Source organism: Streptomyces sp. NBC_01171, from assembly GCF_045039805.1.
In the GTDB taxonomy this organism is placed as follows: domain Bacteria; phylum Actinomycetota; class Actinomycetes; order Streptomycetales; family Streptomycetaceae; genus Streptomyces.
In genome coordinates, this window is sequence record NZ_CP108609.1 from 4,226,950 (window position 1) to 4,252,235 (window position 25,286).

The 25,286-nt window shown below is 73.0% G+C and carries 23 protein-coding genes and 2 tRNA genes; 9 read left to right on the top strand and 16 right to left on the bottom strand.

All coding sequences use genetic code 11. The annotated features are described in order from the left end of the window. Positions 1–262 precede the first annotated feature (262 nt). The gene (locus OG448_RS19520; protein WP_405558858.1) at positions 263–1,477 is read left to right on the top strand and encodes a M6 family metalloprotease domain-containing protein; all 1,215 of its coding nucleotides are present in this window, start codon (positions 263–265) and stop codon (positions 1,475–1,477) included. A gap of 49 nt (positions 1,478–1,526) precedes the next feature. Here OG448_RS19520 and OG448_RS19525 read toward each other — a convergent pair. The 7 genes from OG448_RS19525 to OG448_RS19555 all read right to left on the bottom strand — a co-directional run bounded on the left by OG448_RS19525 (position 1,527) and on the right by OG448_RS19555 (position 7,733). Next, positions 1,527–1,600: transfer RNA gene (locus OG448_RS19525), tRNA-Lys, on the bottom strand. Next, positions 1,591–2,154, bottom strand: a complete 564-nt coding sequence (locus OG448_RS19530) for a bifunctional DNA primase/polymerase (RefSeq protein WP_405555502.1) — start codon at positions 2,152–2,154, stop codon at positions 1,591–1,593. The genes OG448_RS19525 and OG448_RS19530 overlap by 10 nt, the downstream gene beginning before the upstream one ends. Before the next feature lie 126 nt (positions 2,155–2,280). Continuing rightward, on the bottom strand, positions 2,281–2,652 hold the full coding sequence (locus tag OG448_RS19535; protein ID WP_405555504.1) for a hypothetical protein: 372 nt from the start codon (positions 2,650–2,652) through the stop codon (positions 2,281–2,283). A gap of 114 nt (positions 2,653–2,766) precedes the next feature. Then, positions 2,767–4,104 (bottom strand): AAA domain-containing protein, encoded by a 1,338-nt coding sequence (locus tag OG448_RS19540; protein WP_405555505.1) that lies wholly within the window; start codon positions 4,102–4,104, stop codon positions 2,767–2,769. After that, entirely contained in the window at positions 4,101–5,699 is a 1,599-nt protein-coding gene (locus tag OG448_RS19545; protein WP_405555507.1) for a hypothetical protein, read from the bottom strand. Before OG448_RS19545 ends, OG448_RS19540 begins: the two co-directional genes overlap by 4 nt. Then, positions 5,690–6,883: a hypothetical protein gene (locus tag OG448_RS19550; RefSeq protein ID WP_405555509.1), complete on the bottom strand. Its 1,194-nt coding sequence runs from the start codon at positions 6,881–6,883 to the stop codon at positions 5,690–5,692. Before OG448_RS19550 ends, OG448_RS19545 begins: the two co-directional genes overlap by 10 nt. Beyond that, complete coding sequence (locus OG448_RS19555) at positions 6,780–7,733, bottom strand: phosphatase PAP2 family protein (RefSeq protein WP_405555511.1); 954 nt, start codon at positions 7,731–7,733, stop codon at positions 6,780–6,782. Before OG448_RS19555 ends, OG448_RS19550 begins: the two co-directional genes overlap by 104 nt. A gap of 215 nt (positions 7,734–7,948) precedes the next feature. On the opposite strand from OG448_RS19555, the gene OG448_RS19560 reads away from it, so the two are divergent. Beyond that, complete coding sequence (locus OG448_RS19560) at positions 7,949–8,545, top strand: histidine phosphatase family protein (RefSeq protein WP_405555513.1); 597 nt, start codon at positions 7,949–7,951, stop codon at positions 8,543–8,545. A gap of 24 nt (positions 8,546–8,569) precedes the next feature. On the opposite strand, the gene OG448_RS19565 is transcribed toward OG448_RS19560, so the two are convergent. Further along, on the bottom strand, positions 8,570–9,961 hold the full coding sequence (locus tag OG448_RS19565) for a hypothetical protein (protein WP_405555515.1): 1,392 nt from the start codon (positions 9,959–9,961) through the stop codon (positions 8,570–8,572). A gap of 265 nt (positions 9,962–10,226) precedes the next feature. Between OG448_RS19565 and OG448_RS19570 the strand changes: the two genes are divergently transcribed. Together OG448_RS19570 and OG448_RS19575 are read left to right on the top strand one after the other, a co-directional pair. Next, positions 10,227–10,634, top strand: coding sequence for a hypothetical protein (locus OG448_RS19570; RefSeq protein ID WP_405555516.1), 408 nt, complete (start codon positions 10,227–10,229; stop codon positions 10,632–10,634). A gap of 47 nt (positions 10,635–10,681) precedes the next feature. Continuing rightward, positions 10,682–11,548 (top strand): spermidine synthase, encoded by an 867-nt coding sequence (locus OG448_RS19575; protein ID WP_405555518.1) that lies wholly within the window; start codon positions 10,682–10,684, stop codon positions 11,546–11,548. A 6-nt stretch (positions 11,549–11,554) separates the two neighbouring features. Here OG448_RS19575 and OG448_RS19580 read toward each other — a convergent pair whose 3' ends face one another. After that, positions 11,555–12,073, bottom strand: a complete 519-nt coding sequence (locus tag OG448_RS19580; RefSeq protein WP_405555520.1) for a hypothetical protein — start codon at positions 12,071–12,073, stop codon at positions 11,555–11,557. Positions 12,074–12,211: 138 nt separating this feature from the next. Here OG448_RS19580 and OG448_RS19585 point away from each other — a divergent pair, with 138 nt between their 5' ends. From OG448_RS19585 to OG448_RS19595, 3 genes are all read left to right on the top strand, one after another. Then, positions 12,212–12,916 carry a response regulator transcription factor gene (locus OG448_RS19585; RefSeq protein ID WP_405555522.1) on the top strand — a complete coding sequence of 235 codons (705 nt, stop codon included), beginning with the start codon at positions 12,212–12,214 and terminating at the stop codon, positions 12,914–12,916. Continuing rightward, positions 12,913–14,289: a sensor histidine kinase gene (locus OG448_RS19590; RefSeq protein WP_405555524.1), complete on the top strand. Its 1,377-nt coding sequence runs from the start codon at positions 12,913–12,915 to the stop codon at positions 14,287–14,289. The genes OG448_RS19585 and OG448_RS19590 overlap by 4 nt, the downstream gene beginning before the upstream one ends. A 148-nt stretch (positions 14,290–14,437) precedes the next feature. Further along, positions 14,438–15,877 carry a cellulose binding domain-containing protein gene (locus OG448_RS19595; RefSeq protein WP_405555525.1) on the top strand — a complete coding sequence of 480 codons (1,440 nt, stop codon included), beginning with the start codon at positions 14,438–14,440 and terminating at the stop codon, positions 15,875–15,877. A gap of 61 nt (positions 15,878–15,938) precedes the next feature. Here the strand turns inward: OG448_RS19595 and OG448_RS19600 are convergent, their stop codons facing one another. The 4 genes from OG448_RS19600 to OG448_RS19615 form a co-directional block, all read right to left on the bottom strand. Further along, on the bottom strand, positions 15,939–17,390 hold the full coding sequence (locus OG448_RS19600; RefSeq protein WP_405555527.1) for a GH1 family beta-glucosidase: 1,452 nt from the start codon (positions 17,388–17,390) through the stop codon (positions 15,939–15,941). An 84-nt stretch (positions 17,391–17,474) separates the two neighbouring features. Beyond that, positions 17,475–18,359: a carbohydrate ABC transporter permease gene (locus tag OG448_RS19605; protein WP_405555529.1), complete on the bottom strand. Its 885-nt coding sequence runs from the start codon at positions 18,357–18,359 to the stop codon at positions 17,475–17,477. After that, positions 18,346–19,377, bottom strand: coding sequence for a carbohydrate ABC transporter permease (locus OG448_RS19610; protein ID WP_405555531.1), 1,032 nt, complete (start codon positions 19,375–19,377; stop codon positions 18,346–18,348). The genes OG448_RS19605 and OG448_RS19610 overlap by 14 nt, the downstream gene beginning before the upstream one ends. After that, positions 19,374–20,696, bottom strand: coding sequence for an extracellular solute-binding protein (locus OG448_RS19615; RefSeq protein WP_391292012.1), 1,323 nt, complete (start codon positions 20,694–20,696; stop codon positions 19,374–19,376). The genes OG448_RS19610 and OG448_RS19615 overlap by 4 nt, the downstream gene beginning before the upstream one ends. Before the next feature lie 299 nt (positions 20,697–20,995). On the opposite strand from OG448_RS19615, the gene OG448_RS19620 reads away from it, so the two are divergent. Together OG448_RS19620 and OG448_RS19625 are read left to right on the top strand one after the other, a co-directional pair. Further along, the gene (locus OG448_RS19620) at positions 20,996–22,054 is read left to right on the top strand and encodes a LacI family DNA-binding transcriptional regulator (protein WP_405555533.1); all 1,059 of its coding nucleotides are present in this window, start codon (positions 20,996–20,998) and stop codon (positions 22,052–22,054) included. 93 nt (positions 22,055–22,147) lie between these two features. After that, positions 22,148–22,888: a class I SAM-dependent methyltransferase gene (locus OG448_RS19625; protein WP_405555534.1), complete on the top strand. Its 741-nt coding sequence runs from the start codon at positions 22,148–22,150 to the stop codon at positions 22,886–22,888. Between the two features lie 261 nt (positions 22,889–23,149). Here the strand turns inward: OG448_RS19625 and OG448_RS19630 are convergent. From OG448_RS19630 to OG448_RS19640, 3 genes are all read right to left on the bottom strand, one after another. Then, a tRNA-His gene (locus OG448_RS19630) sits at positions 23,150–23,222 on the bottom strand. Between the two features lie 104 nt (positions 23,223–23,326). Continuing rightward, positions 23,327–23,929 (bottom strand): oligoribonuclease, encoded by a 603-nt coding sequence (gene orn / locus OG448_RS19635; protein WP_405555535.1) that lies wholly within the window; start codon positions 23,927–23,929, stop codon positions 23,327–23,329. Positions 23,930–24,045: 116 nt separating this feature from the next. Then, positions 24,046–25,263, bottom strand: coding sequence for a GlxA family transcriptional regulator (locus OG448_RS19640; RefSeq protein WP_405555536.1), 1,218 nt, complete (start codon positions 25,261–25,263; stop codon positions 24,046–24,048). Positions 25,264–25,286 lie beyond the last annotated feature (23 nt).

The window sequence follows — 25,286 nt, forward strand, 5'->3', positions numbered from 1 at the left end:
CGCCCTCCTGACAGATCGTTTCTGCCCGGACCTGGACGGGTTCTTGAGGCCCACGACCACTTGTGACGTTCCGTGAGTGGTTCGGGGTGTCGGTCGCCGGGCGTCCTCCGGACGGGCAAACGGGCGTACTCACCCTTCCGGTTCAGGTAAACAGGGCATAGCGCAACATAAGCACACAGTCTGGGTGGCGGTGTCCCGCGAACCGCGACCGGAGGTCCCAGACGTGCCCAAGCTGCGCAGCACCGCCGCCGTGGCCACCACGATGTCGGCGCTCGCCGCGACCTCGATCCTCACCGGGCCCTCCGTGGCCGAACCCTTCTCGCCCGAGCCCTGCGCGCTGCACCGCACCGACGCCCACCACTCCGAGGGCCTGGACACCTGGAACTCCGCCTACCCGCGCCCGCAGGGCACGCTCGACGCCGCCCTGGTCTTCCTGTCCTTCCCGGACGCCGCCCCCCGCACCACCCCCGACGAGCTGACCGCCGACCACTTCCCGGCCACCAGCCGCTACTTCGCGCAGTCCTCCTACGGCCGCTTCACCCTGCGCCCGCACCCGATGGACCGCTGGCTGCGGATGCCGCGCCCGTCCACCGCGTACCGCATACAGCGGGACTGGGCGCCCTCGGACCGCTCCGCCTATCTGCGGGACGCGTTCGCCGTGGCCGACAAGGGACTGGACTTCTCCCGCTACGACGTGGTCTACCTGGTGGCCGACCCGGACGCGCCCGGCGTCGACTCCGACGCCACCAAGGTCGTCAACCTCGACTCGCCCGTCCGGCTGGACGGCACCGACGTACGCCGGGTCGTCACGGTCTTCGAGCAGCACCCGCCCGACCGGCTGGTGCTCGCCCACGAGACCGGGCACGTCTTCGACCTCCCCGACCTCTACCACCGCCCGACCGACTCCAAGGACGACTGGGACACCCACGTCGGCGACTGGGACCTGATGGGCAGCCAGTTCGGCGCGGCTCCGGACCTCTTCGGCTGGCACAAGTGGAAGCTGGGCTGGCTGGACCCCCGCCAGGTGGCCTGCGTACGGGGCGCGGGCCCGACCCGGCTCACCCTGGAGCCGCTCGCGGCCGGGCCCGGGGTGCCGGTGCGGGGCGCGTCCGGCACCCCGGCCTTCGGGCTCGGCAACGGCACCAAGCTCGCCGTGGTGCGCACCGGGGCGGACACCGCCCTCGCCTTCGAGGCCCGCGGCCCGGTGGGGAACGACCGTACGGCGTGCAAGCAGGGCATCCTCGTCTACCGGGTGCGCGCCGGCGTCGAGTCCGGGGACGGCCCGGTCGACGTGGTGGACGCCCACCCGCACACCGAGGGGTGCTGGGAGAACTCCGTCTACCCGCCACTGGCCGACGCGCCGGTGTCGCTGGGGGAGAGCTTCACCGTGCCGGGGGACGGGGTGAAGGTGGAGGTCGAGGAGCGCACCCCGGCCGGGGCGTGGACGGTACGGATCACACCGGGGGAGGGTGCCTGAGGCGGGGTACGCGAAAGGCCCCCGCTCGCGCGAGGGCCTTCGTTGTCTGTGCGCCGCCAGGGACTCGAACCCCGGACCCGCTGATTAAGAGTCAGCTGCTCTAACCAACTGAGCTAGCGGCGCCTGCTGACGTCGTAGACCTTAGCATCCTGGTCGGCGGGAGGAAAAATCGATACCCGGGCCGCGCGCACCGCCGCCCAGAGCATCACTTCGGGGCCGGGGAGCCAGGGGTGCCGGGTGTCCGGGGCGACCAGCCAGCGGGAGCCCGCCGGGGCCGGGGAGGCGTCGCCCTCCAGTGCCGGGACGGTCACCGCGTCCCCGGTGCCGTGACAGAGCAGCGGCGGTACGGCGTGGGTGCGCGGGCCCCACTCCTCCCAGGTCAGCAGGGAGGGCAGCCGCTGGGCCGTGCCCGGCGCCGCGAACAGCAGGGTCCGGCCCCGGTGCACCGCGACCGGCCCGCAGCCCGGCCCCTCCGCCCCCCATAACCGGTCCAGCATCCGGCGCCCGAACACCGAGGGCGCGCTCACCACGTCGAAGACCGTGCCGCAGGGCAGCACGACGGGGGCGCCGGGCCGCTCCTCCCAGAAGGCGAGCGTGCTGCGCGGATATGCTCCGGCGGAGGCGAGCCAGGCGGCTCCCTCGGCGGTGGCGGCGGTGATGTCCGGTGCACTGGTCATGCACACAGGTCTACCGCCGGTGAGCGACCGGTTCCGCTGGGTTGCGGAAATTGGGGACAGCAGGGGGCGGGAGGGGGTATCTTGCCCGCCTGGCATATGCCAGATGCGCGGGTCGTCCCCTCGCGGCTAGTGCGGATCGACCGCCCGGCGGCCCTCGGGGTCGGCGCCCCGCAGCAGGTCCCGGCCGAACTCCACCATCTTCCTGGCGTAGTCCTCGGTCCACTCCGCCCGCTCGGCGATGTCCGCCGCCGTCAGCCGGTCGAACCGGCGCGGGTCGGCGAGCTGGGCCGCCGCCACGGCCTGGAACTCCATGGCCCGGTCGGCCGCCGCGCGGAACGCCTGGGTCAGCTCGGTGGCCCGCGTCAGCAGGGCGCGCGGGTCGTCGAGCGACTCCAGGTCGAAGAAATGCTCCGGATCGGCGGCCGCCTCCGCGGGCTCGAAGAGCAGGGGCGCGGGGCGTAGCCGCGGTTCGTTCCGACGCGGCGAGGGCTCCGCCATGTCTTCATCTCCTCCTCGTACGTTCGCTTCCACTCGGCCCCGCCTGCGGCCGGACCACCGTCCATTGTCCCGCGCCCACGCAAGACCGCCCCAGGGCCAGACCCGCACCTACGGTCAGGGCCGGTGTGGTACGCGGTGTTCGGCCAGGTGCGCCAGGACCGCGTGGTTGGCCTCCCACCCATCAGGAAACTTCACCAGCGTGCCGAGCTGGACCGGTTCCGTGGACGGGTATTCGTCGAGCAGGTCGCTCACGCCCGCGCGGCAGACCACGATGCAGGCGTGGCGGTGGCGGGAGGCCAGCACGCAGAGGCGGCCGGTCTCCAGGTGGAAGGCGGTGGCGTCGGGGCGGCCGGAGAGCGGGTGCAGGACCACCGTGACGTCGTACTCCCGGCCCTGGAGCCGGTTCGCGGTGTCCACGGTGACGCCCGCCACGCCCAGGTCGGCCAGGGCCGCGCGGACCGCCGCCGCCTGGTCCCGGTGGGCGGTGCCCACGGCGACCCGGTCGGCGGTCAGCGGGGCCGGGGTCTCCGCGCGCTCGGAGACGGCCGCGCCCCCTCGGTCCAGCAGACGCCGCACCACCAGAGCCACCGCCCGCACCGCCTCCGGGTCGGTGCGCGGGGTGTGCCGGGCCGGCAGCTCCAGCAGCCCCCAGCCGGACTCCGCCGCCTCGTCGATCACCCGGTCCGGGCCCGACCCGTCCGACGGCACCGCGAAGGCGAGCCGCCGCTCCCCGTGCCCGGTCCCGCTGCGGAACGGCGTGTACGGATAGAACGCGGCCGACACCAGCGGAGCCGCCGACGCGGGCAGCCGCCAGGACACCGGCAGCCGGTGCTGGGGGAGGCCGGGGTTGTGCGCGAGCAGCGTGGTCACCGCCGAGGCGGACGGGTCGTAGGACAGGCCCGCCCACTGGTCGCCGCCCACCGTGGAGAACGGGTCCAGCTGGCCGGGGTCGCCCACGAACAGCGCCCGCTCGAACAGCCCGGCCACGGCCAGCAGCGAGTCCGAGCGCATCTGGTACGCCTCGTCCACGATGGCGTGCCGCCACGGCTCGTCCACCTTGACGTGCGCCCACTTCGCGGCCGTGGACAGCACCACGGGGAGCCCGCCCAGATCGCCCGCCTTCGCCGACGTACGGACGTTCGGCAGCGCGTCCAGCGCCTTGTCGTAGGCGTCGGTGTCGCTGCTGTGCAGGCGGCCCACCGGCAGGTCGGGGTCCTTCTCGGCGAGGCGCAGCACCAGGTCGTCTACCTGGGCGTTGGTCTGCGCCACCACCATCAGCGGGCGGCCCGCCCCGGCCAGCTCCAGCGCGGCGCGGACCACCAGCGTCGACTTGCCGGCGCCGGGCGGGGAGTCGACCACCACGCCGCGCTCGGTGCCGTGCAGGGTGTCGGCGAGGATCGCGTCCGTGGCGCGCGTGGCGGCGGCCGAGGGGTCGAAGTCCACGGTCGTCACAGCACGTCCTCCTCGGTCACCGCGTCCGGGATCTCCGGCACGGGCTCACCGGGCGGCCCGCCGTGCGTCCACGGGGTCTGCTCCGGGTCGGGCAGCTTGGCACCGCCGCGCTGCTCGTGCTCGAAGAGGGTGAAGCACACCGCGTCGCCCTTCTCCGGCACCGAACCGGCCTCCGGCTCCTTGCCCCGGCCCATCTTGTCCATGATCCGCAGCACGAGCACGCCGTCCTCCGGCGCGCCCTCGTACCCGGCGAACTCCGCCGTCTGCGCCTTGCCGTTCAGCGAGCGGTACACCTTGGCGCGCTCGCCCAGGTGCGGGCGGTCCTCGGTGCGCACGGTCACCAGCGGACGCGGGCTCGGCCGCTTGCCCTCGCTGTACGCCATGACCACCTCGGTCACCTCGCCCGCGAACGCCTCCCCGGCCAGCCGCCGGGCCGCCATCACCAGCGGGTCGTCGAGCGCCTCCTGCGCCTCCAGCCGGGCCTGCTCGCGCTCGCGGCCGGCCAGCTTGTTGGCCGCGGTCACCGCGTCGTCCCGGCGCGGCTGCGGGGGTTCGCCCGCGGTGATCCGGTCCCGGTGCGCGGTGAACGACCAGCGGTCCCGGGTCCACCGCTCCTCGACGTGGCCGCCCTCGGGGAGCGCCCGCAGCAGGTCGAGCCCTCGCCAGACCGCGTCCCAGGTGGGCCTCGTACGGCTCTCGACCAGCTCGCGGATCTCCCGTTCGGCGGCGGTGACGGTGGTCAGCAGGTCCTCGGCCCGCGGGGCGTCCTCGGCGGCGGCCAGCGCGGTGCGCGCCCGGTCGTACCGCTCGATGGCCGGGGCCAGCAGCCTGTTGTCGAACGCCGGGTCGGTGGCCGGGCCCGCCGGGGGACACAGCAACTGGCCCGCCGCGTCCCGCGCCTGCTCGGCCCGCGCGGCCGCCTCGGCGCCGGACTCGCCCTCGGGTGGGTCGATCCAGGCCAGCAGGGCGCCCAGATGCTGGTCCTCGACCATGGACTGCCCGGTCGCCCAGTGCCGGGACAGCGCGTCGGTCAGCGCCAGCAGCAGCGAGGAGCCCGGCACCCGGGACCGCTCGCCGTAGTGCGTCAGCCAGCGACCCAGCAACGGCACGCGCGGCGGCGCCGGATACGGCGTCTCCGGTTCCTGCTCGGCCGTGCGCCGGAACCGCATGGAGCGGCCCAGCAGCCGTACGAGGTCCAGGCCCGCGCGGCTCGGGACCACGATCTGGGGCGCGTCCACGCACAGGTCGACCTCGACCTTGACCCGCTTGCCGGTCTCCGGGTCGGTCTCGGTGCGCTCGGCCGTCTCCACCGCCTCGGCGCAGGAGTCGAGGTGCGGCAGCACGATGTCGGCCAGCTCGGCGAGGAAGGCGAAGCGCTGGTCGCGGTCGCGGGGCTGCGGCACGACCAGCAGCCGGGGCGCGTCCCGGTCGGTGCCGACCAGCGCGCCGAGCGGGGCCCCGGTCTCACCGGCGGTGGTCAGCGGGACGAACACCAGCGGGCGGTCGGACAGATGGCGGTGCCGGACGGTCGCGGCGGGCTGGGCCCGGCCGGTGGCGACCGCCTCCAGACGGGCCAGGGTGGCGATCAGGGACACGGCACGGCCTCCCGGTCCGCCGCCTCGGCGAGCGCCTCGGCGCGCAGGGCGGCGGCCCGGCGCAGCGCGGCCACCACCGGGTCGTCGGGATCTCCGCTCTCGCCCCGCGCCGCCGACAGCACTTCCTGGACCGTGCCGAGACCGCCCAGCTCGGCGCGGAGCGGACGGCCCAGCCGGGTCACCGCGTCCGCCGCGCGGGACCGCTCCCGGCAGTGGAAGGCCAGCTCGCAGGAGGACAGGCACTCCGGCGCGTAGGTCGCCGGAACCGCGTCGACGGCGGCCGTCAGCTCACCGGCCGGTCGCTCCGGGTCGAAGCAGGTGCCCTCGGGCAGCTCCTCCGCGATCGTCTCCACGCGGGTCAGCCGGGTGAGCTGCCGCGCGGTGACCGCCCGCTGGGCCCGGACGTCGACCGCGCGCGCGGTGGCCAGGTTGGAGAAGTCCTTCGGGCACACCAGCAGCACCTCGTGCCGTACGGCGGGCGGCGGGGTCAGCCGGGCCGCGACCGCCTCCAGCGCCAGCACGTACACCGCCGCCTGCCGGGCGGCCGCGCCCACCTTCGCCGGGTCGGCCGAGCCGTCCAGCATCGGGAACGACTTGATCTCCACGACCGTCCAGCCGCCGTCGGGGTGCACCACCACCGCGTCCGGCTCCAGGAAGGCGGGCGAGCCCGCCACGTCCAGGGCCAGCATCGGGTGGTCCAGCAGCGTCCAGCCGCCCGCCGCGACCGCCTCGCGCAGCGCCAGCGCCGTACGCGCGGTACGGCCCTCGGGCCCCGGAGCGCTCAGGTCCGGCACCGCCGCCCCGGCGGGGGCTTCGGCGGCCGGGTCCAGCAGGGTGTGGGTGAGGCGCAGCAGCTCGGCGCCGCCGTCCGCCTTCACCCGGGCCTCGAAGGTGTTGCCCCGGATCAGCGCGAACTGGGACTGCCCGTAGTCCGAGGGGGCGCCCAGCGCGCCGGCGAGCGCGGCCTTGTCCACCCCGGCACCGTCCAGGATGGCGCGTCTGCGGCAGCCCGGATTGGCCGCGAGCGCCGCGAGGGCGCGCGCGTCCAGCGCCTTGGCCGGTACGTCGGGACCGCGCAGCTCAGCGAGCCGGTGCCGCAGCGCCGTCCCCCGCGTCGCTGGGGGAGGCGTCGGTTCCGGCCGCGGGGTCGAGCCGCGACTCGCGCTGCCGTGGAATTCGCTCACCCGCGGAAGTCTGGCATCCGTCACTGACAATCGGAGCAGGACCGGTGTTTCCGGCCGCCCGCAACGGGGCCGCCCAGGCGGCGAGCCGCAGCCGAGCGGCCGTCGCGGCCCACGTCACGTACGGGGCCAGGAGCAGGCCGGCGCCCATCACGGCCGCGCCCGCGACCGCGTCCAGGAAGTAGTGGTTGGCCGTGCCCATGACCACGATCGCGGTCAGCAGCGGATAGCCGACCGCGGCGATCTTGGCCCAGCGGGTGCGCCCGTACTTCCACAGCACCACCCCGCAGAACAGTGCCCAGCCGACGTGCAGACTCGGCATCGCCGCGTACTGGTTGGTCATCCCGCCCATGCCGCGCGGGGCACTAGCCTCGCCGCCCCACCAGCCGTAAGAGCTGTAGTGCGCCATGGTGTCCACGAAGCCGTGGCCGGGGGAGAGCAGGCGGGGCGGGCAGGTGGGCAGCAGGGTGAAGCCGATGAGCCCTATGAATGTGGACGTCATCAGCCAGGTGCGGGCCGCCCGGTAGTGCTCGGCACGGGCCCGGAACAGCCAGACCAGCACTGCGGGTGTCACGACGTAGTGCAGCGAGGCGTACCAGAAGTCGGCCGGCACCCCGAGCCAGGGCTCCGCCGTGAAGAGACGGTTCAGCGGGTGCTCGGCGTTCAGGTACAGCGCCTTCTCGATCCGGAGGATGGCCAGACCGTGGTCCACGGCCGAGGAGACGTCCCCGCGCGCGAGGAGCCGGCCGGCGCTGTAGCAGCCGTAGACCAGCAGGATCAGCGGCAGTTCGGTCCACCAGCGCGGGCCGGTACGCGGCACCGCCCCGGTGTTTGCTGCCTCGGTCTGCGGCATCCGATCGCCCTCCCCCTTCGCGCTGCCTGGCACCCCCCGCGGGCGCCGTGACACTTTACGGTGTCGGCCCGCCCGTCCGCGCGGGCGTTCCGGCTCTCGAAGACGCCCTGATCGGCCACCGGGTTGCCCGCGCGCGGGGTGCGCCATCATGGAAGGACCCGGCGAACGGGTTTCCCCGGCGTCCACTCGGCGTCCCTCTTCCGGAAAGGTTCCCCATGGCACCGCGCATCCTGCTGGCCCGGCACGGACAGACGGCCTGGTCGCTGTCCGGCAAGCACACGGGCAGGACGGACGTGCCGCTCCTCGAGGAGGGCCGGCGCGGGGCCAAGCTGCTCGGCGAGCGGCTGCGGCAGACGCCGCCGGCCGGTTTCGCGGACGTGGAGGTGCGCACCAGCCCGCTGGTCCGCGCGCACGAGACCTGCGAGCTGGCCGGGTTCGGCGACCGCGCCGAGGCGTGGGACACGCTCATGGAGTGGGACTACGGCGCCTACGAGGGCATGACGCCGGCCGAGATCCAGGACGTACGGCCCGGCTGGCTCATCTGGCGTGACGGGGTCCCCGAGGGTGAGACCCTCGCTGAGGTGACCGCCCGCGCGGACGACGTCGTCCAGTGGGCCCGCTCAGCCGACCGCGACGTCCTGATCTTCGCCCACGGCCACATCCTGCGCTCCATCGGCGCCCGCTGGCTCGGCCTCCCCATCGACTTCGCGGCCCGCCTGCGCCTCAACCCCACCTCCCTCTCCACCCTCGGCTGGGCCTATGGCGAGCCGGCGATCGAGAGCTGGAACGACACGGGGCACCTGGTCGGTTAAGAGGCGCTGAGGGGCGCGCGATCACTAACCCCGCCGAGGGCGCGGCAGAGACGCGTGGCGGTCCAGGAAGTCCGCCACTCCGTCGGCGCGGCGGTGGGGCAGCAGGACCCGCGCGGTGCCCGCCAGCATGGTGTGGATGCGCGAGGACTGGACCTGGGCGAGCAGGTCCAGCACGCGCAGACCGGCGGTGGCCGCTTCGTCGGGGTACCCGTCGCGAGCGAGGTCGTCGGCGAGTTCGGCGGTGTACAGGGCGATGTTGCGGGAGAAGTGCGGGTCCTGGAGGCGGGCCGCGCGGCGGGCGTGCCGGGCCGCGCGGCGCCAGTCGCCCAGCGTCGACCAGCACTGCGCCTCAAGACCGGCCAGCTCGGCCTCGCCGTAGAAGCTCATCCACTCCGGGTCGGTCTCGGACGTACCGCGCCCGAACAGCGCCTGCGCGCGTACGAGGGCCTGTTCGCAGCCGGTGCGGTCCGCGAGCCCCGCCCAGCCGCCCGCCTCGCGCAGCGCCAGCAGCGACATCAGCCGGGGCGAGCCCAGCGGGCGGGCGACCCGCTGGGCGGCCTGGGCGGCGCGGACCGCCTCGCGGGGGCGCCCGGCGTCCCGCGCGAGGAAGGCGGTGTTGCAGAAGGCGTGCGCCTCCAGACCCGCGTCCCCGGTCATCCGGGCGGTGGCCAGCGCCTCCGCGTAGTGCGAACGGGCGTCGTCGAAGCGGCCCGAGTCATGGGCCAGCCAGCCCACCGAGATGCCCAGTTCACCGGCGCCCGAGTGGAGCCGCTCGGCGGTGGTCTGCCGGGTCGCGCCCGCGTCCAGCAGGGCGTACGCGGCGCGCAACGGCTCCGCCGCGCGCCGGTACAGGCCGTCCGCGCCGTGCTTGTCGTCCAGCAGCCGGATGTGCCGGACGGCCTCCTCGACGGCGGCCGCCTCCGACGTGCCCGGCCGCCGCGCGGCGGCCGAGGCGTCCGTGGCGATACCCAGCGGGCCCAGCGTGGCGGCGGCCGCCACCGTGGCGCCCGTACCGGTCATGAATGCGCGACGCAGCACGTCGCTCTCCTCGTGGTTCAGGGGGTCGTAAGGGTGCTCGTACGCGGCCACCGGGACGGCGCCCGGCGGCGCGGCCGGGCGGGCGCCGCGCCCCCGCACGGCCGAGCGCGGCGCGAAGCCGAGGTCGGTGAGGGTGCGGCCGGGGAACATGTGCAGGAACACCCGCTCGTACGCGTAGTTGGGACAGCGGATCTCACCCGCCTCGACTCTCCCGACGTAGCGCGCGTCGCAGCTCACCCGCTCGCCGATCTCCCGCGCCGCGCGCCGCACCAGGGCGGCGAACTCGGCGGGGGAACGGCGGCCGCGCACCTGGCGGAAGGCGGTGTTGGGGCGGGGCGGCCGGTCGGGCTGCGCCGGGGTATCGGTTGACGACGCCATGGCCGGTCCTCTCGTGCGAACCGTCGAACCATGCCGGAACGGGAGGCTCCACGGGCGTGGTCGCCCGTGTGACCCCGTGGGTCCGGCGGGGCAAGAACGTACAGGCTGTGTCCGGTTCGACACGCAGTGTTTAGCTACAAAACGGATATCTCATCCACGATCTGCCATGAACTGCCATCCTTTGCGGCGCACTTGTGCCGTAGCCCTTGACGGCGTCACGCGTTGTACCTCATGGACCGCAACAGGCAGCGTGCTGGAGGCCGGCATGGAGACCCGTCCGAACACCGATCCGTGTCTGGTGCCGTCGTGGTCGCGGCCGCCCGGCGACGTGGCGTGCGACCTCGTCACGGTGCCGACCCGCCAGGGCCTTGAGGCCGTCGACATCCTGCGCCGCGAGGCCGCCGAGGGCGTGGGCCCGGTGCTGCACGACGACGGCCGCGACACCCTCGGCTTCCTCGTCCCACCCGGCACGGCCGGCCACTGGGACATGCCGGGCAGCACCTGCGTCCGCACCTCCGGGCGCGGCCTCCGGCTGAACCCCGAGCCGCCCGTGCAGGGCTCCGACTGGCTGCTGCCGCCCGGCGAGGCCGACCTCGCCACCGACCCGGCGACCCTGCGCCGGGCGCTCGGCGAGGCGGCCCGGCTGATCGAGGCCGCCGACAGTTGCCGCTGACCGGGCACCGTGCGACGGGCCCCCGGGCCACCTGCGAGAATGGGCCGATGGGCAGGTCCAGGGACAACCGGCGCAGGGCGGCCGCCGAAGCCGTGGTGGAGGCCGTCGAGGGCGGCCTCGCGGAACTCATACCCGACCCCGACCGGGCGCGGGCCTGGTCGCTGCTGATCGACGGCGCCCCGCAGTCGCACGTCGACCTGGACGACCCGGCGTACCTGTCCTTCGAGTACCAGCGCCGCATCGGCCATGTCATCGACCTGGCCGCTCCGCCCGGCAAGCCGGTCCAGGCCGTGCATCTCGGCGGCGGCGCGCTCACCCTGGCCCGCTACACCGCCGCGACCCGGCCCCGCTCGACCCAGCAGGTGGTGGAGCGCGACGCGGCCCTGGTCCAACTGGTCCGCCGGGAACTCCCCCTGGACCCCGGCGCCCGGATACGGGTGCGCTCGGCCGACGCCCGCGAGGGGCTCGCCAAGGTGCCGGACGGCTGGGCCGACCTGATCGTCGCCGACGTCTTCAGCGGCGCCCGCACGCCGGCCCACCTGACGTCCACCGAGTTCCTCGACGAGGTCCGCCGCGCCCTGCGTCCCGGCGGTGTCTACACCGCCAACCTCGCCGACGGCCCCCCGCTCGCCCACCTGCGCGGCCAGATCGCCACGGCGGCTGCCCGCTTCGCGGAACTCGCCCTGATCGCCGACCCGGCGGTGCTGCGCGGCAAGCGCTTCGGCAACGCCATCCTGGTCGCCTCCGACACCCCGCTCCCGCTGGCCGAACTCACCCGCAGAGCCGCCTCCGACCCCCACCCGGCCCGCCTCGAACACGGCCCGAAACTGAAGGACTTCACCGGCGGCGCGCCCACGGTGACGGACACCTCGGCGGTCGCTTCACCGGCTCCGCCGCCGTCCGTGTTCCGCTGAACCACCTCAGTACGTCTGCACGTCCACGTGCGGTGGTCCGTCGTGCCAGTCGCAGAAGACCGTCACCCGGTCCGTGCTGCGGCTGAACTCGACGCGAATCCAGGTCTCCGTCTTCCACACCTGCATCGACCAGCCGGTCCCCGGTGTCGCGGAGACCAGGGTCGCGCTCGCGGGGCCCAGGTCGAACACCGCCCGGCCACCGCCGGTGTCGTACGCCTTGACGTCCCCGGCGGGGGTGGTGGGTCCCGGGGGAGTCGGGGTCGGGGTGGCCGGAGGCGCGGTGCGGGTCGGGGTGGGGGACGGGGGTGCCGAGGTGCGGCGGGGTGTGGGTGTGGGGGTCGGCGTAGGGGGCGTCGGCGTCGCGGTGGAGGCGTGGGCCGCCGCCTCGGCCGCGGTGATCGGCACGGCGCGCGGGGGGTCGTACGCGGTGCCCGCCATCACCGTGTGCACGCCCCACCAGGACAGCGTGGTCGCCGCCGCGGTGGCCAGCAGCCACGCCAGTACGTGTACGAGTCCTCTGCGCATCGGGGCCATACTGCCTCAGCCGCCACGCGCCGCGCAGGCGACCCCAGTTGCGCACGGGCAGTTGGCCACGAAGGTTGTCCACAGGGAGTTGTCCACAGGCCAGCACTTCGCTGGTCCGCATGGCGTACGGTGCGGCGCATGGCAAGTGTGCTCGTGGTCGAGGACGATCAGTTCGTCCGCTCGGCGCTGATCCGGCATCTCACCGACGCCGCCCACGTGGTGCGCAGCGTCGGCACCGCGCTGGAGGCGCTGCGCGAGGTCGCCCACCTCCGGTTCGACGTGGTCATCCTCGACCTCGGACTGCCCGACCTGGACGGCTCCGAGGCGCTGAAGATGCTGCGCGGCATCACCGACGTGCCCGTCATCATCGCCACCGCGCGGGACGACGAGACGGAGATCGTCCGGCTGCTCAACGCCGGGGCGGACGACTATCTGACCAAGCCCTTCTCGGTCGAGCACCTCTCCGCCCGCATCGCCGCCGTGCTGCGCCGCTCCCGCTCCGGCGCCGCCGAGGCGCCGTCCTCGCCGGTGATCCGGGTCGGCGGCCTCACCGTCGACCCGCTGCGCCGCCAGGCCGAGCTGGACGGCGCCCGACTGGACCTGACCCGACGCGAGTTCGACCTGCTCGCCTTCCTCGCCGGCCGCCCCGGCGTGGTCGTCCCGCGCAAGGAACTGCTCGCCGAGGTCTGGCAGCAGTCCTACGGGGACGACCAGACCATCGACGTCCATCTGTCCTGGCTCAGACGCAAGCTGGGCGAGACGGCCGCCCGGCCCCGCTATCTGCACACCCTGCGCGGGGTCGGGGTCAAGCTGGAGCCGCCCGCCGTGGGGGAGCCCCGATGAGATGGGCCCTGGTCAAGGTCTGCCTGGCGGTGACCACCATGGTCGTCGTCGCCTTCGCCGTCCCGCTCGGCCTGGTCGTCAAGGAGATGGCCCGCGACCGCGCCTTCGCGGGCGCCGAGCGCGAGGCCGCCGCCGTGGCGCCCGCCCTGTCCATCACCACCGACCGGGACGAGCTGGAGCGGGTGGTGGCCGCGGCCGGGGCCGACTCCGGGATGTCCGTGCACCTGCCCGCCGACGGCGACCGGGGCGCGCTCGACCTCGGCCGGGGCAGGGCCGCCGACCGGGACATCGCGGCCGTGCGCCGGATGGGCCGCGCGTCCACCACCGAGGTCACCGGCGGCTCCGCCCTGCTCCAGCCGGTCGCGCTCGGCTCCGGTGCCATCGCGGTGGTCGAGGTGTGGGTGCCCGAGGCCGCGATGAGCAACGGGGTGGGCACGGCCTGGGCGGTGCTCGCCGCCGTGGGGCTCGCGCTGATCGCCGGTTCCGTCGCGGTCGCCGACCGGCTCGGGGTGCGCATGGTGCGTCCCGCCCGGCGGCTGGTGGAGGGCGCGCACGAACTGGGCGAGGGGCAGCTCGGCGCCCGGGTCCCCGAGGAGGGGCCGACCGAACTACGGCTCGCGGCGGTCGCGTTCAACTCCATGGCCGATCAAGTGGTCCAGCTCCTCGCCAACGAGCGTGAACTGGCCGCCGACCTCTCGCACCGGCTGCGCACCCCGCTCACCGTGCTCCGGCTGAACGCCGCCTCGCTGGGCGCCGGGGCCGCCGCCGACCAGACCCGCGCCGCCGTGGCCCAACTGGAGGGCGAGGTCGACACGATCATCCGTACCGCCCGCGAGGCCAAGCCGCAGACGGCGGCCGCCGGGCCCGGCACGGGCTGTGACGTGGCCGAAGTGGTGCGCGGGCGCATGGAGTTCTGGTCCGCGCTCGCCGAGGACGAGGGCCGCAAGTGGCGGGTGGCCGGTGCCGAGCGCCCGGTACGGGTCCCGGTGGCCCGTGCCGACCTGGCCGCCGCCCTGGACGCCCTGCTGGGCAATGTCTTCCGGCACACCGCCGAGGGCACCGCCTTCGCGGTCGACGTCCACCACGCCGAGGACGCGGTGATCGTGCTGGTCTCCGACGCGGGCCCCGGCATATCCGACCCGCGGGCGGCGATGGCCCGCGGCCGGGGTTCCGGTGCGGCGGGCTCGACCGGGCTCGGCCTGGACATCGTGCGCCGTCTGGCCGAGTCCACGGGCGGTGACGTACGCATCGGCTCCTCCGTGCTCGGCGGCACCGAGGTGCGGATCTGGCTCCAGCTCGACGCCCGCAAGCCCGCCGGACGCGGCCACCGGGGCACCGTACGCAGGCGGCGCCGGCTGATACCCACCCGCTGACTGGTCTCGACCTTTAACCGGTCCCGATCCCTTCCTTAAGCGCGCCCTAAGCCTTTCAACCACCGTCCCTGATAAGCCGATTGCCGGATTCCGCATCGATAGCGTGCTGCCACCACCCCCCACCCCCGCACGAAGGACAGGCACGCCAATGAGCACGCACCGGCGCAGGATCAGTGGCAGGAACAAGGCGATAGGCGGCGTGGTCGCGGCCGCCGTGGCCGGTGGCGGCGCGGTCCTGGTGACGGGGGTCGCCCACGCCGCCGGTGTCGGCGCCGCGTACACCAAGACCAGCGAGTGGTCGACCGGGTACAGCGCCCAGTACGTGGTCACCAACGACACCGGAGCGGCCAAGAAGGACTGGAGCCTGGAGTTCGACCTCCCGGCCGGCGCCAAGCTCGGCTCGCTGTGGAACGCCGAGTCCAGTGTGAGCGGACAGCACGTCACGGTGAAGGCCGCCAAGTGGGACACCGACGGGCTGGCCGCGGGCAAGTCGGTCACCGTCGGCTTCGTCGTCGACGGCGCGGGCGACCCCACCGGCTGTCGGATCGACGGCTCCGAGTGCGCCGCCGACCCCGGCGCCACCCCCGAGCCCAGCGGCCGTCCCACCGAGCCCGAGTCCCCCGCGCCCACCCAGAGCACCCCCAGCCGGCCGGAGACGCCGGTCCCCACCACGAGCGCGGGCAACGGCACCAAGGCGGCGGCCGGCTTCGCCCCCTACGTCGACACCTCGCTCTACCCGGCCTTCGACCTGCTGGGCACCGCCGACGCCACCGGCGTGAAGAACTTCAACCTGGCCTTCGTCACCGACGGCGGCGGCTGCACCCCCAAGTGGGGCGGGGTGAGCGACCTGACCGCCGACGGCGTGGCCGCCCAGATCGGCGACCTGCGCGCCAAGGGCGGTGACGTCCGCGTCTCCTTCGGCGGCGCCTCCGGCTCGGAGCTGGCCACCACCTGCTCCTCCGCCGACGCCCTGGCCGCCGCGTACGGCAAGGCCGTCGACGCCTTCAAGCTGACCAAGGTCGACTTCGACGTCGAGGGCGGCGCGCTGCCCAACACCGCCGCCAACACCAAGCGCGCCCAGGCCATCGCCAAGCTCCAGGCGGCCCACCCCGACCTGAACGTCTCCTACACCCTCCCGGTGATGCCCGAGGGCCTCACCCAGGACGGCGTGAACCTGCTGGCCGACGCCAAGGCCAACGGCGTCCGCGTCGACGGCGTCAACATCATGGCGATGGACTACGGCCCGGCGTACAACGGCGACATGGGCGACTACGCGATCCAGGCCGCGACCGCCACCCAGGCCCAGATCAAGGGTGTCCTCGCGCTCTCCGAGGACGACGCCTGGAAGGCGGTCGGCGTCACCCCGATGATCGGTGTCAACGACGTGGCCACCGAGATCTTCAAGGTCGATGACGCCGGCCAGCTCGTCGACTTCGCCAAGTCCAAGGGCATCGGCTCGCTGTCCCTGTGGTCCGGCACCCGTGACAAGAGTTGCGACGGCGGCACCAAGCCCACCGCCGACGCCACGTGCAGCTCGATCACCCAGGACAAGTTCGCCTTCTCCAAGGCGTTCGCCGCCTTCAACTAGGCAGCACGACGAGCGAGGCCCGGCGGTGTCCCGACCGCCGGGCCTCGCCCGTGCGTCCGGGTCAGCCCGCCGACTCCACCGACGGCAGCGTGCCGGTGCGGGCCGCCTCGCCGTACCAGCGGGCGCTGGACTTCGGGGTGCGCGCCTGGGTCGCGTAGTCCACGTAGACCGCGCCGAACCGCTTCTCGTAGCCGTAGGACCACTCGAAGTTGTCCATCAGGGACCACAGGTAGTACCCGCGCACATCGGCGCCGTCGCGCAGGGCGTGCCGGACCGCCGAGAGGTGGGCGTGCAGGTAGGCGACGCGCTCGGGGTCGTGCACCCGGCCGTCCGCGTCCGGCTTGTCGTCGTAGGCGGCGCCGTTCTCCGTGACGTACAGCGGGAGTCCGGGTGCCTCGCGGGTGTAGCGCATCAGCAGGTCGTACAGTCCGGTCGGGTCGACCGTCCAGCCCATCTCGGTGCGCTCGCCGGGGCTCTGGTGGAAGAGCACGTCGTCGGCGCCGGGCCAGGGGGAGTGCTCGCTCGCGCCGTGGCCGTCCGCGCGCGGGCCGCTCACCTCGTCGGTCACCGCCGAGACCAGCGCCGGGGTGTAGTAGTTCAGGCCCAGCGCGTCCAGCGGGGCGTTCGCGGTGGCGAGGTCGCCGTCCAGCACGAAGGACCAGTCGGTGAGCGGGGCCGTCGCGGTGAGCAGGGACTCGGGGTAGGAGCCGTGCAGCATCGGGCCGTGGAACACCCCGTTGGCCAGGTCGTCGATGCGCCGGGCCGCCGCCAGGTCCGCCGGGTCCTGCGAAACCGGGCGTACGACAGCCGAGTTGAGGCTGACCGCGACCTGGTTGCGGGCCGGCATCGCCGCGCGCAGCGCCGAAGCGCCGAGACCGTGCGCCAGGTTGAGATGGTGGGCCGCCTTCAGCGAGGCCACCGGGTCGGTCCGGCCGGGGGCGTGCACCCCGGAGCCGTAGCCCAGGAAGGCGCTGCACCAGGGCTCGTTGAGGGTGATCCAGTTCTCCACCCGGTCGCCCAGCGCCTCGCCGACGAGGTGCGCGTACTCGGCGAACCGGTGCGCGGTGTCCCGCTCCGGCCAGCCGCCCGCGTCCTCCAGCTCCTGCGGGAGGTCCCAGTGGTAGAGGGTGACGGCGGGCCTGATGCCGTGCTCCAGCAGCTCGTCCACCAGCCGCCGGTAGAAGTCCAGCCCGATCTGCACCGCCGGGCCCCGCCCGGTCGGCTGCACCCGCGACCAGGAGACGGAGAAGCGGTACGCGCCGAGCCCCAGGTCCGCCATGAGGGCCACGTCGTCGCGGTAGCGGTGGTAGTGGTCGACGGCCACGTCACCGGTCTCACCGCCCGCCGTCTTGCCAGGCGTATGACTGAAGGTGTCCCAGATCGAGGGCGTACGGCCGCCCTCGCGCACCGCCCCCTCGATCTGGTACGCGGAGGTCGCCGCCCCCCAGAGGAAGGCCGGCGGGAAGGTGACCTCGGAGGCCACGGGGGAGACCGTGGAGGAGGAGTCGGGCATGGAAGCGCTCCCATCGAGAGTCGGGAAGACCTGGGGGGAAGAGGAGGGGCCGGGGCGTCGGTGACCCGGCCCCCTAGGGACGGTTCAGCCCTTGATCGCGCCCTGCATGATGCCGCCCACGATCTGCTTGCCGAACAGCAGGAAGGCGATCAGCAGTGGCAGGGTGCCGAGCAGCGCGCCCGCCATGATGACCGCCTGGTCCGGTACATACCCGGTGCCGAGGGCGTTCAGGGCGACCTGCACGGTCGGGTTCTGCTGGTTCAGGGCGATGATCGGCCACAGGAAGTCGTTCCAGGCGAACACGAAGGTCAGCAGGCCGAGTACCGCCATCGCGGGCCGGGCAGCCGGGAACACCACGTGCCAGACGACCCTCAGGCTGCTCGCCCCGTCCACCCGCGCCGCCTCGATCAGCTCGGTCGGCAGCGCCTGCACCAGGTACTGCCGCATGAAGAACGTGCCGAACGCGGTCACCAGGCTCGGCAGGATCACCGTCTGGAGCTGGTTGGACCAGCCGAGGTCGCTCATCCACAGGTACAGCGGGACGACGGCGAGCTGCGGCGGGATCATCATCGTGCCGATGGTCAGCAGCAACAGCAGCCCCGAGAACCGGAACCGCAGCTTGGCGAAGGCGAAGCCGGCCAGCGTGGAGAAGAGCACCGTACTGACCGTGATCGTGCCCGCGACGATCAGCGAGTTGAACATCGCCAGGCCGAGCCCGGCCTGGTCCCAGGCGGTCTCGAGGTTCTTGAACAGGTTGCCGCCGAACCACAGTGGCGGCGGGGCCTGGGCGAGCCGCCGGTCGGTGCGCGAGGCCGCGACCGCCGTCCACACCAGCGGCGCCAGCGAGAGAAGCGCGAACACGGTCAGCGCCACGTACGTCACCGGACCGGCGTGCAACTGCTTGCCCGCCCCCGTGGCCCGGCGCCAGCCCGTGCGCGTCTTGGGAAGAACGAGGTCACCGGTGGTCATCGGACCTCCTCAGCCATCGGGTCAGCAGCAGGTTGACCGCGGCGATGATCAGCAGGATCAGGAACATCGACCACGCGATGGCGGACGCCTTGCCGAGGTTGCCGATGATCCAGCCCTGGTCGTACATGTAGAGACCGAGCGTCTGGTACTGGTGCTCCGACCCGCCCTTGGTCCCGCTGACCCCGCCGAACAGCAGGGGCTCACCGAAGAGCTGGGTCGCGCCGATGGTCGAGACGACGATCGTGAACAGCACGGTGGGCCGCAACTGCGGGATCGTCACGTGCCAGAACTGCTGGCGCCGGTTGGCGCCGTCGAGCGCGGCGGACTCGTAGAGGTCCGCCGGGATGGCCTGCATCGCGGCCAGGTAGATCAGCGCGTTGTAGCCGGTCCAGCGCCAGATCACGATCGAGGACACCGCGAACTGCGAACCGAGGTCGGATTCACGCCAGTTGATCGCGTCCACCCCGAAGAAGTGGAGAACCCAGTTCACCATGCCGCCGTCCCACGAGTACAGCAGCGTGAAGACCAGCGTCGCCGCCGCCACCGAGGTCGCGTACGGGGTCAGCATCACCACGCGCCACACGGTCGAGCCGCGCAGCTTGTAGTTCAGCATGTGGGCCAGCCAGAGCGCCGCCATGAGCTGCGGGACGGTCGAGATCACACCGATGGTGAGGGTGTTCTTCAGCGCGTTCCAGAAGAAGTCCGAGGACAGCAGATTCCTGTAGTTGGCCAGCCCCACCCAGCTCTGGTGGTCGAGCGCGGACAACTGCACGTCGTGCAGCGAGTACCAGACCGTGTACAGCAGCGGGACCAGTGTGAACACACCGAACAGCACGAAGAAGGGGGCCACGAACGCGTACGGCGACGCCTTCGTGTCCCAGCGGTACAGCCGGCTGCGCCAGGAGGGGGCGCCGTCCGGCACACCGCGACCCCGAGCGCCCCGGACCGCGCCCGGCGGGATGCCGGGCGCGGTCTCGGCGCTCGACGCGGGATGCGCGAGAGCCTCTTTGGAGGTCACTGGCCGAGCACGTCCTTGATCTCCTTGGACGCGGCGTCCCAGCCCTGGGCCGGGGACTTGCCCTTCTGCTCGACCTGGAGGATGCCGATGTCACTGATCGCGGTGTCGATCGGCTTGTCCTTCGGACCGAGCGGCTGGGCCGGGATGGTCTTGGCCGCGTCGGAGAAGATCTGGGTGAGCGGCGCGTTCGAGAAGTACGCGGTGGTGTCCGCCTGCGGCTTCAGACCCGCGTACGCCGACGGGGTGGAGGGGAAGCTGGCCTGCTTGGCGAAGACCTTGGCCTGCTGCTCCGGCGCGGTCAGCCACTTGGCCAGCGCGACGGCCTCCTTCTGGTGCTTGCTCGCGGTCGGCACACCGAGGAACGAGCCGCCCCAGTTGGACGCGGTCGGCGCCGCCGCCACGTCCCACTTGCCCTTGCCGGAGTCGCCGGCCTTCTCACCGATGTAGCCGAGCATCCAGGCGGGGCAGGCCACGGTGGCGAAGGTGCCGTTGGCGAAGCCCTTGTCCCAGGTGGGGTCGAACTGCTTGAGCTTGGCCGACATGTCGCTGGTGGCCACGCTCATCGCGTCGTCCCAGGCGTCCTTCACGCCCTTGGACTTGTCCCAGACGACGTTGCCGTCCTTGTCGTAGTTCCGCTCGGTGGAGCCGCCCAGGGAGGCGTTGTACACGGAGGCCGCCGAGTCGACGTACTTGGTGCCCTTGGGCGCCTTCTTCATGTACTGCTTGCCGAGGTCGACGTACTTGGACCAGTCGCCCTTCCACTGCTCGGCGAGCTTGGCGCGGTCGGTGGGCAGACCGGCCTTCGCGAAGAGGTCCTTGCGGTAGCAGACCGCCATCGGGCCGATGTCGGTGCCGAGGCCGATCGTCCGGCCGTCCTTGGTGGTGGCCTGGGCGAGCTTCCAGTCCAGCCACTGGGACTTGTCGGCGTCCTTGCCGATGTCGACGAACTTGGCGGCCTGCGTCTGCACGGCCTCCGTGATGTTGCCGACCTCGATGGCCTGGATGTCGTCGGTGCCCGAACCGGCCTGGAGGCGGGTGAGCACCTTCGGCCAGTACACGTCTGTACGGGTGGTGACGTTCTCCTTGATGTTGATGTCCGGGTGCAGCTTCATGTACTCGTCGTACAGACCGGCCTGCTTGTAGCCGAAGACCCCGAAGGTGCCGACCGTCAGCGTGATGTTGCCCTTGCCGTCGCCGCCGCCCGCGTCCGACGAGCCGTCGTCCGAGTCGCTGGCGCAGCCGGCCAGCAGACCCGTGGCCAGCGCGGCCGCGGCCATCATGGCCACCGTGCCGCGAGACCTGCGGATGCTCGTACGCATTGCGTCCTCCTGTTGCCTGACGTGCCGACCCCCCGGCCAACTGCATGGAAATCGCGTGGATCTGGGCCCGTTCGTACTCGCTGCGGCTCGGGCGGGGAACGTGCGGGTTATGTAGGTGTCAGGTAGTGTGGGAGCGCTCCCACACGTGATGGGTTGAAGAGTCGTCCGTTCGGGGCGGGGTGTCAAGGGAGTGCGCACGGCCAACGCGGTTCAGTTATAGGGCTGTTAACCGGACAGTGGTTTCGGTGCGGACGGCTTGGGCCACTGTTGGACCAGTACGGCGGAGAGAGGCGGAGGCCATGACGAGCCACGGAGTGCGGGGCGGCCGGGGCGGCGGGCGGCCGACGCTCGAAGAGGTGGCCGCCCGGGCCGGGGTCGGCCGGGGCACGGTCTCCCGCGTGATCAACGGCTCCCCACGGGTCAGCGACGCCACCCGCGCGGCCGTGGAGGCGGCGGTCATGGAGCTGGGGTACGTCCCCAACACCGCGGCCCGTGCCCTCGCGGCCAACCGCACCGACTCCATCGCGCTGGTCGTGCCCGAGCCGGAGACCCGCTTCTTCGCCGAGCCGTACTTCTCCGACATGCTGCGCGGGGTGGGGGCGGAACTGGCCGACACCGAGTGGCAGTTGCTGCTGATCTTCGCGGGCAGCGACCGCAAGCGGCAGCGGCTCGCGGACTACCTCTCCGCCCACCGCGTCGACGGTGTCCTCCTGGTCTCCGTGCACGCCGACGACCCGCTGCCGGATCTGCTGGACCGGCTGGAGATCCCGGCCGTGATCAGCGGCCCCCGGTCGGCGGGGGAGACCCTCACCTCGGTCGACTCCGACAACTACGGCGGTGGCCGCTCCGCCGTCGAGCACCTCCTCGCCCGCGGCCGCCGCCGCATCGCCCACATCACCGGCCGCCCCGACGTCTACGGCGCCCAGCGCCGTGTCGACGGCTACCGGGACGCGCTGCGCGACGCGGGCCTGGAGGTGGACGAACTCCTCATCGAACCCGGCGACTTCACCGAGGACGGCGGCCGCCGCGCCATGACCGCGCTGCTCTCCCGCCGCCCCGACCTCGACGCCGTCTTCGCCGCCTCCGACGTGACGGCGGCGGGCGCCCGCCAAGTGCTCCGCGAGGCCGGCCGCCGCATCCCGTCCGACGTGGCCCTCGTCGGCTACGACGACTCCGCCATCGCCCGCCACATGGACCCTCCGCTGACCAGCGTCCGGCAGCCGATAGAGGAGATGGGGCGCGCGATGATCGACCTCCTCATCTCGGAGATCGCGGACCGGCGGCCGGCGGGGACGCGGGGGTTGGAACGGCGACAGGCGGTGCTGGCTACGGAGCTGGTGGGGCGGGAGTCCTCGTAGGGGGATCCGGGCGTGGCCACAAGAGCGAGGCGAGGGCCGGTCAGTGCCCTAATCGTGTTGACCGCCCCCGGCAGGCAGTGCTGGAGTCGGCACGTGGACAGCATCCCCGCCAACCGGCGGCTCTGGAACCGGATCAGCAGCGCCTACCAGCACGCGCATGATCCGCAGATCGGCGCCACACCCCGGCTGTGGGGCATGTACTCCGTCCCCGACGCGCACCTGCACGCCCTGGGCGACGTCACCGGCAAGCGCGTCCTCGAACTCGGCTGTGGCGCCGGCCAGTGGTCCAGGGCGCTCGCCGCCGAGGGCGCCACCGTGGTCGGGCTCGACCTGTCCGAATCCCAACTCGCCGCGGCGGCCCGCGCGATGGGAGCGGCCCGCTACCCGCTGGTGCAAGGCGCCGCCGAACAACTCCCCTTCGCCGACGACAGCTTCGACCTGGTGTTCTGCGACTTCGGGGGGCTGAGCTGGGCGCCCCCGCACCTGGCCGTCCCACAGGCCGCACGCGTCTTGGGCCGAGGCGGGCGCCTGGTGTTCAACGTCGCCAGCCCATGGTTCGAAGCCTGCTACGACGAAACCGCCGGCCGCGTGACCACGACGCTGCGGCAGGACTACTTCGGGCTGGACGCCATCGCCGAAGGCGACGGTGCGACCAGCTATCAGCTCACCTACGGCGACTGGGTCAGGGTCCTGCGCGGCGCGGGTCTCATCATCGACGACCTCATCGAGCCGCGCCCCGAACCGGGAACACCCAACGGCTACAACGAAACCGACCCACCCGACTGGGCCCACCGCTGGCCGGCGGAACTGCTCTGGGTGACCCACAAACCGTGAGTTCCGCCGCCGAGGCGTGAAGGCATCCCCTCGCCGGGCAGGCCCGGGGGTCTCGGCCCCCGGGAAACCGTACCTCTGTGACGTGGGTCATCAGGGGGCCGAGGAACTCGCTGAGGTCGGTCGAGGTCAGCGGCCCGGATCGGCCACGGGGCAGCCGACGGTTCTGTGCGGACATGACACGCAAGGTGGCAGAGGGAGACAGCGGCGCGGAAACGACTTCGGGGCCGCCCGTCGAAACGGAGCGGCCCCAAAGTCGATCAGGGTGAGTGACGGGACTTGAACCCGCGACATCCTGGACCACAACCAGGTGCTCTGCCAGCTGAGCTACACCCACCGCGACCGGCGGTTGAACTTTCGTTCCCCGACCGGCCGAGAAGAAGTCTACAGGGTTCTCGGGGGTGCTCGCGCACACGTTTCCGCGCACGCGTTCCCAGTGGCCTACTGCGGCGGCAGGACGTACTTCGCGGCGATCGACTTCGCGGTGTCGGAGTCGGGGCCGGGCTGGGGGACGAAGACCGCTTCGCGGTAGTAGCGCAGCTCGGCGATGGACTCGCGGATGTCGGCCAGCGCCCGGTGGTTGCCGTTCTTCTCCGGGCTGTTGAAGTAGGCGCGCGGGTACCAGCGCCGGGCCAGTTCCTTGATGGAGGACACGTCGACGATCCGGTAGTGGAGGTGGGCCTCCAGGGTCGGCATGTCGCGCAGCAGGAAGCCGCGGTCGGTGCCGACGGAGTTGCCGCACAGCGGGGCCTTGCCCGGCTCCTTGACGTGCTCACGGATGTACGCGAGCACCTGCTCCTCGGCGTCGGCCAGCGTCGTACCCCCGGCCAGCTCGTCCAGCAGCCCGGACGCGGTGTGCATCTGGCGCACCACCTCCGGCATCGTCTCCAGCGCGGAGTCCGGCGGGCGGATGACGATGTCCACCCCTTCACCGAGCACGTTCAGCTCGGAGTCGGTGACGAGGGCGGCCACCTCGATGAGCGCGTCGTCGGACAGCGAGAGGCCGGTCATCTCGCAGTCGATCCACACCATGCGATCGTTCATGTGTCTCACCTTAAGGGGACCCACAGCCCCCCGGACCCGCCCGTACGCACAGAGAAACGCATGGAGGAGGGGGTGAGGGAGACCGAGCCTCCCTCACCCCCTCCCGCCGGTGATCCTCAGCCGCCCCCGCGCGGCCCCGGCAGCAGACTCACCGCGCCCGCCGCGTGCCGGCGGCTCTGCAGCGGCACTCCGCCGTCCCGGTCCGGGTGCAGCACCGACGGCACCGCCACCGGACCGTGGCCCGGCAGACCCGACGGCCCCTGCGGCACCCCGTGCTGCGCGAACTGCTGCTCCTGCTCGGCCGGCCGCTCACCCTGCGGCCTGCGGGCCCGGTAGGCGGCCCGGTACGTCGCGGGCGACGAGCCGAGCTGGCGGCGGAAGTGCCCGCGCAGCGCGACCGGCGAGCGGAACCCGCAACGGCCCGCGACCTCGTCCACGGAGTAGTCGGAGGTCTCCAGCAGCCGCTGCGCCTGGAGCACCCGCTGGGTGATCAGCCACTGCAGCGGCGCGCTGCCGGTGAGCGAGCGGAACCTGCGGTCGAACGTACGGCGGCTCATGTAGGCGCGTGCCGCCAGCGTCTCCACGTCGAACTGCTCGTGGAGGTGTTCCAGCGCCCAGGCGACGACCTCGGCCAGCGGGTCGGCGCCGATCTCCTCGGGTAAAGACCTGTCGAGGTAGCGCTCCTGACCGCCGCTGCGGCGGGGCGGTACCACCAGGCGGCGGGCCAGCGCACCGGCGGCCTCGTTGCCGTGGTCCGTCCGCACGATGTGCAGACAAAGGTCGATCCCGGCCGCCGTACCGGCCGAGGTGAGCACGTCGCCGTCGTCGACGAACAGCTCACGCGGATCGACGTGCACCGACGGATAGCGCTTGGCCAGCGTCGGCGCGTACATCCAGTGGGTGGTGGCCGGGCGGCCGTCCAGCAGGCCGGCCGCGGCCAGGACGAACGCCCCGGTGCACAGGCCGACGATGCGGGCCCCCTCCTCGTGCGCCCGGCGCAGCGCGTCGAGCGCCTCCTCCGGTGGCGGCGAGGTGATCGATCGCCAGGCCGGCACGACGACCGTGCCCGCGCGGGAGATCGCCTCCAGGCCATGCGGCGCGGTGAGTTCCAGGCCCCCCGTGGTCCGCAGCGGGCCGTCCTCGCCGGCACACACCAGCAGTCGGTAGCGCGGCACTCCGGCGTCCTGGCGGTCAATCCCGAACACCGAAAGCGGTATGGAACTCTCGAAGATGGGGCCGCCGCTGAACAGCAGCACCGCGACGATCTCCTTGCGGCGTCGCCCGGCGAGTTTCCGGACAGTGGCTTCCGGCGCGGCGGTGGAGTCGTGGCTCATACTGCTAAGCCCCCCTCGGTGGT

Bases quoted from the DNA above. Each gene is read 5' to 3' on its own strand.
- OG448_RS19615 (WP_391292012.1), bottom strand. From the start codon at position 20,696: ATGCGTACGAGCATCCGCAGGTCTCGCGGCACGGTGGCCATGATGGCC.
- OG448_RS19565 (WP_405555515.1), bottom strand. From the start codon at position 9,961: ATGGCGTCGTCAACCGATACCCCGGCGCAGCCCGACCGGCCGCCCCGC.
- OG448_RS19530 (WP_405555502.1), bottom strand. From the start codon at position 2,154: ATGACCAGTGCACCGGACATCACCGCCGCCACCGCCGAGGGAGCCGCC.
- OG448_RS19520 (WP_405558858.1), top strand. From the start codon at position 263: ATGTCGGCGCTCGCCGCGACCTCGATCCTCACCGGGCCCTCCGTGGCC.
- OG448_RS19605 (WP_405555529.1), bottom strand. From the start codon at position 18,359: ATGACCACCGGTGACCTCGTTCTTCCCAAGACGCGCACGGGCTGGCGC.
- OG448_RS19570 (WP_405555516.1), top strand. From the start codon at position 10,227: ATGGAGACCCGTCCGAACACCGATCCGTGTCTGGTGCCGTCGTGGTCG.
- OG448_RS19555 (WP_405555511.1), bottom strand. From the start codon at position 7,733: ATGCCGCAGACCGAGGCAGCAAACACCGGGGCGGTGCCGCGTACCGGC.
- OG448_RS19585 (WP_405555522.1), top strand. From the start codon at position 12,212: ATGGCAAGTGTGCTCGTGGTCGAGGACGATCAGTTCGTCCGCTCGGCG.
- OG448_RS19620 (WP_405555533.1), top strand. From the start codon at position 20,996: ATGACGAGCCACGGAGTGCGGGGCGGCCGGGGCGGCGGGCGGCCGACG.
- OG448_RS19575 (WP_405555518.1), top strand. From the start codon at position 10,682: ATGGGCAGGTCCAGGGACAACCGGCGCAGGGCGGCCGCCGAAGCCGTG.
- OG448_RS19595 (WP_405555525.1), top strand. From the start codon at position 14,438: ATGAGCACGCACCGGCGCAGGATCAGTGGCAGGAACAAGGCGATAGGC.
- orn (WP_405555535.1), bottom strand. From the start codon at position 23,929: ATGAACGATCGCATGGTGTGGATCGACTGCGAGATGACCGGCCTCTCG.
- OG448_RS19535 (WP_405555504.1), bottom strand. From the start codon at position 2,652: ATGGCGGAGCCCTCGCCGCGTCGGAACGAACCGCGGCTACGCCCCGCG.
- OG448_RS19590 (WP_405555524.1), top strand. From the start codon at position 12,913: ATGAGATGGGCCCTGGTCAAGGTCTGCCTGGCGGTGACCACCATGGTC.
- OG448_RS19600 (WP_405555527.1), bottom strand. From the start codon at position 17,390: ATGCCCGACTCCTCCTCCACGGTCTCCCCCGTGGCCTCCGAGGTCACC.
- OG448_RS19580 (WP_405555520.1), bottom strand. From the start codon at position 12,073: ATGCGCAGAGGACTCGTACACGTACTGGCGTGGCTGCTGGCCACCGCG.
- OG448_RS19560 (WP_405555513.1), top strand. From the start codon at position 7,949: ATGGCACCGCGCATCCTGCTGGCCCGGCACGGACAGACGGCCTGGTCG.
- OG448_RS19640 (WP_405555536.1), bottom strand. From the start codon at position 25,263: ATGAGCCACGACTCCACCGCCGCGCCGGAAGCCACTGTCCGGAAACTC.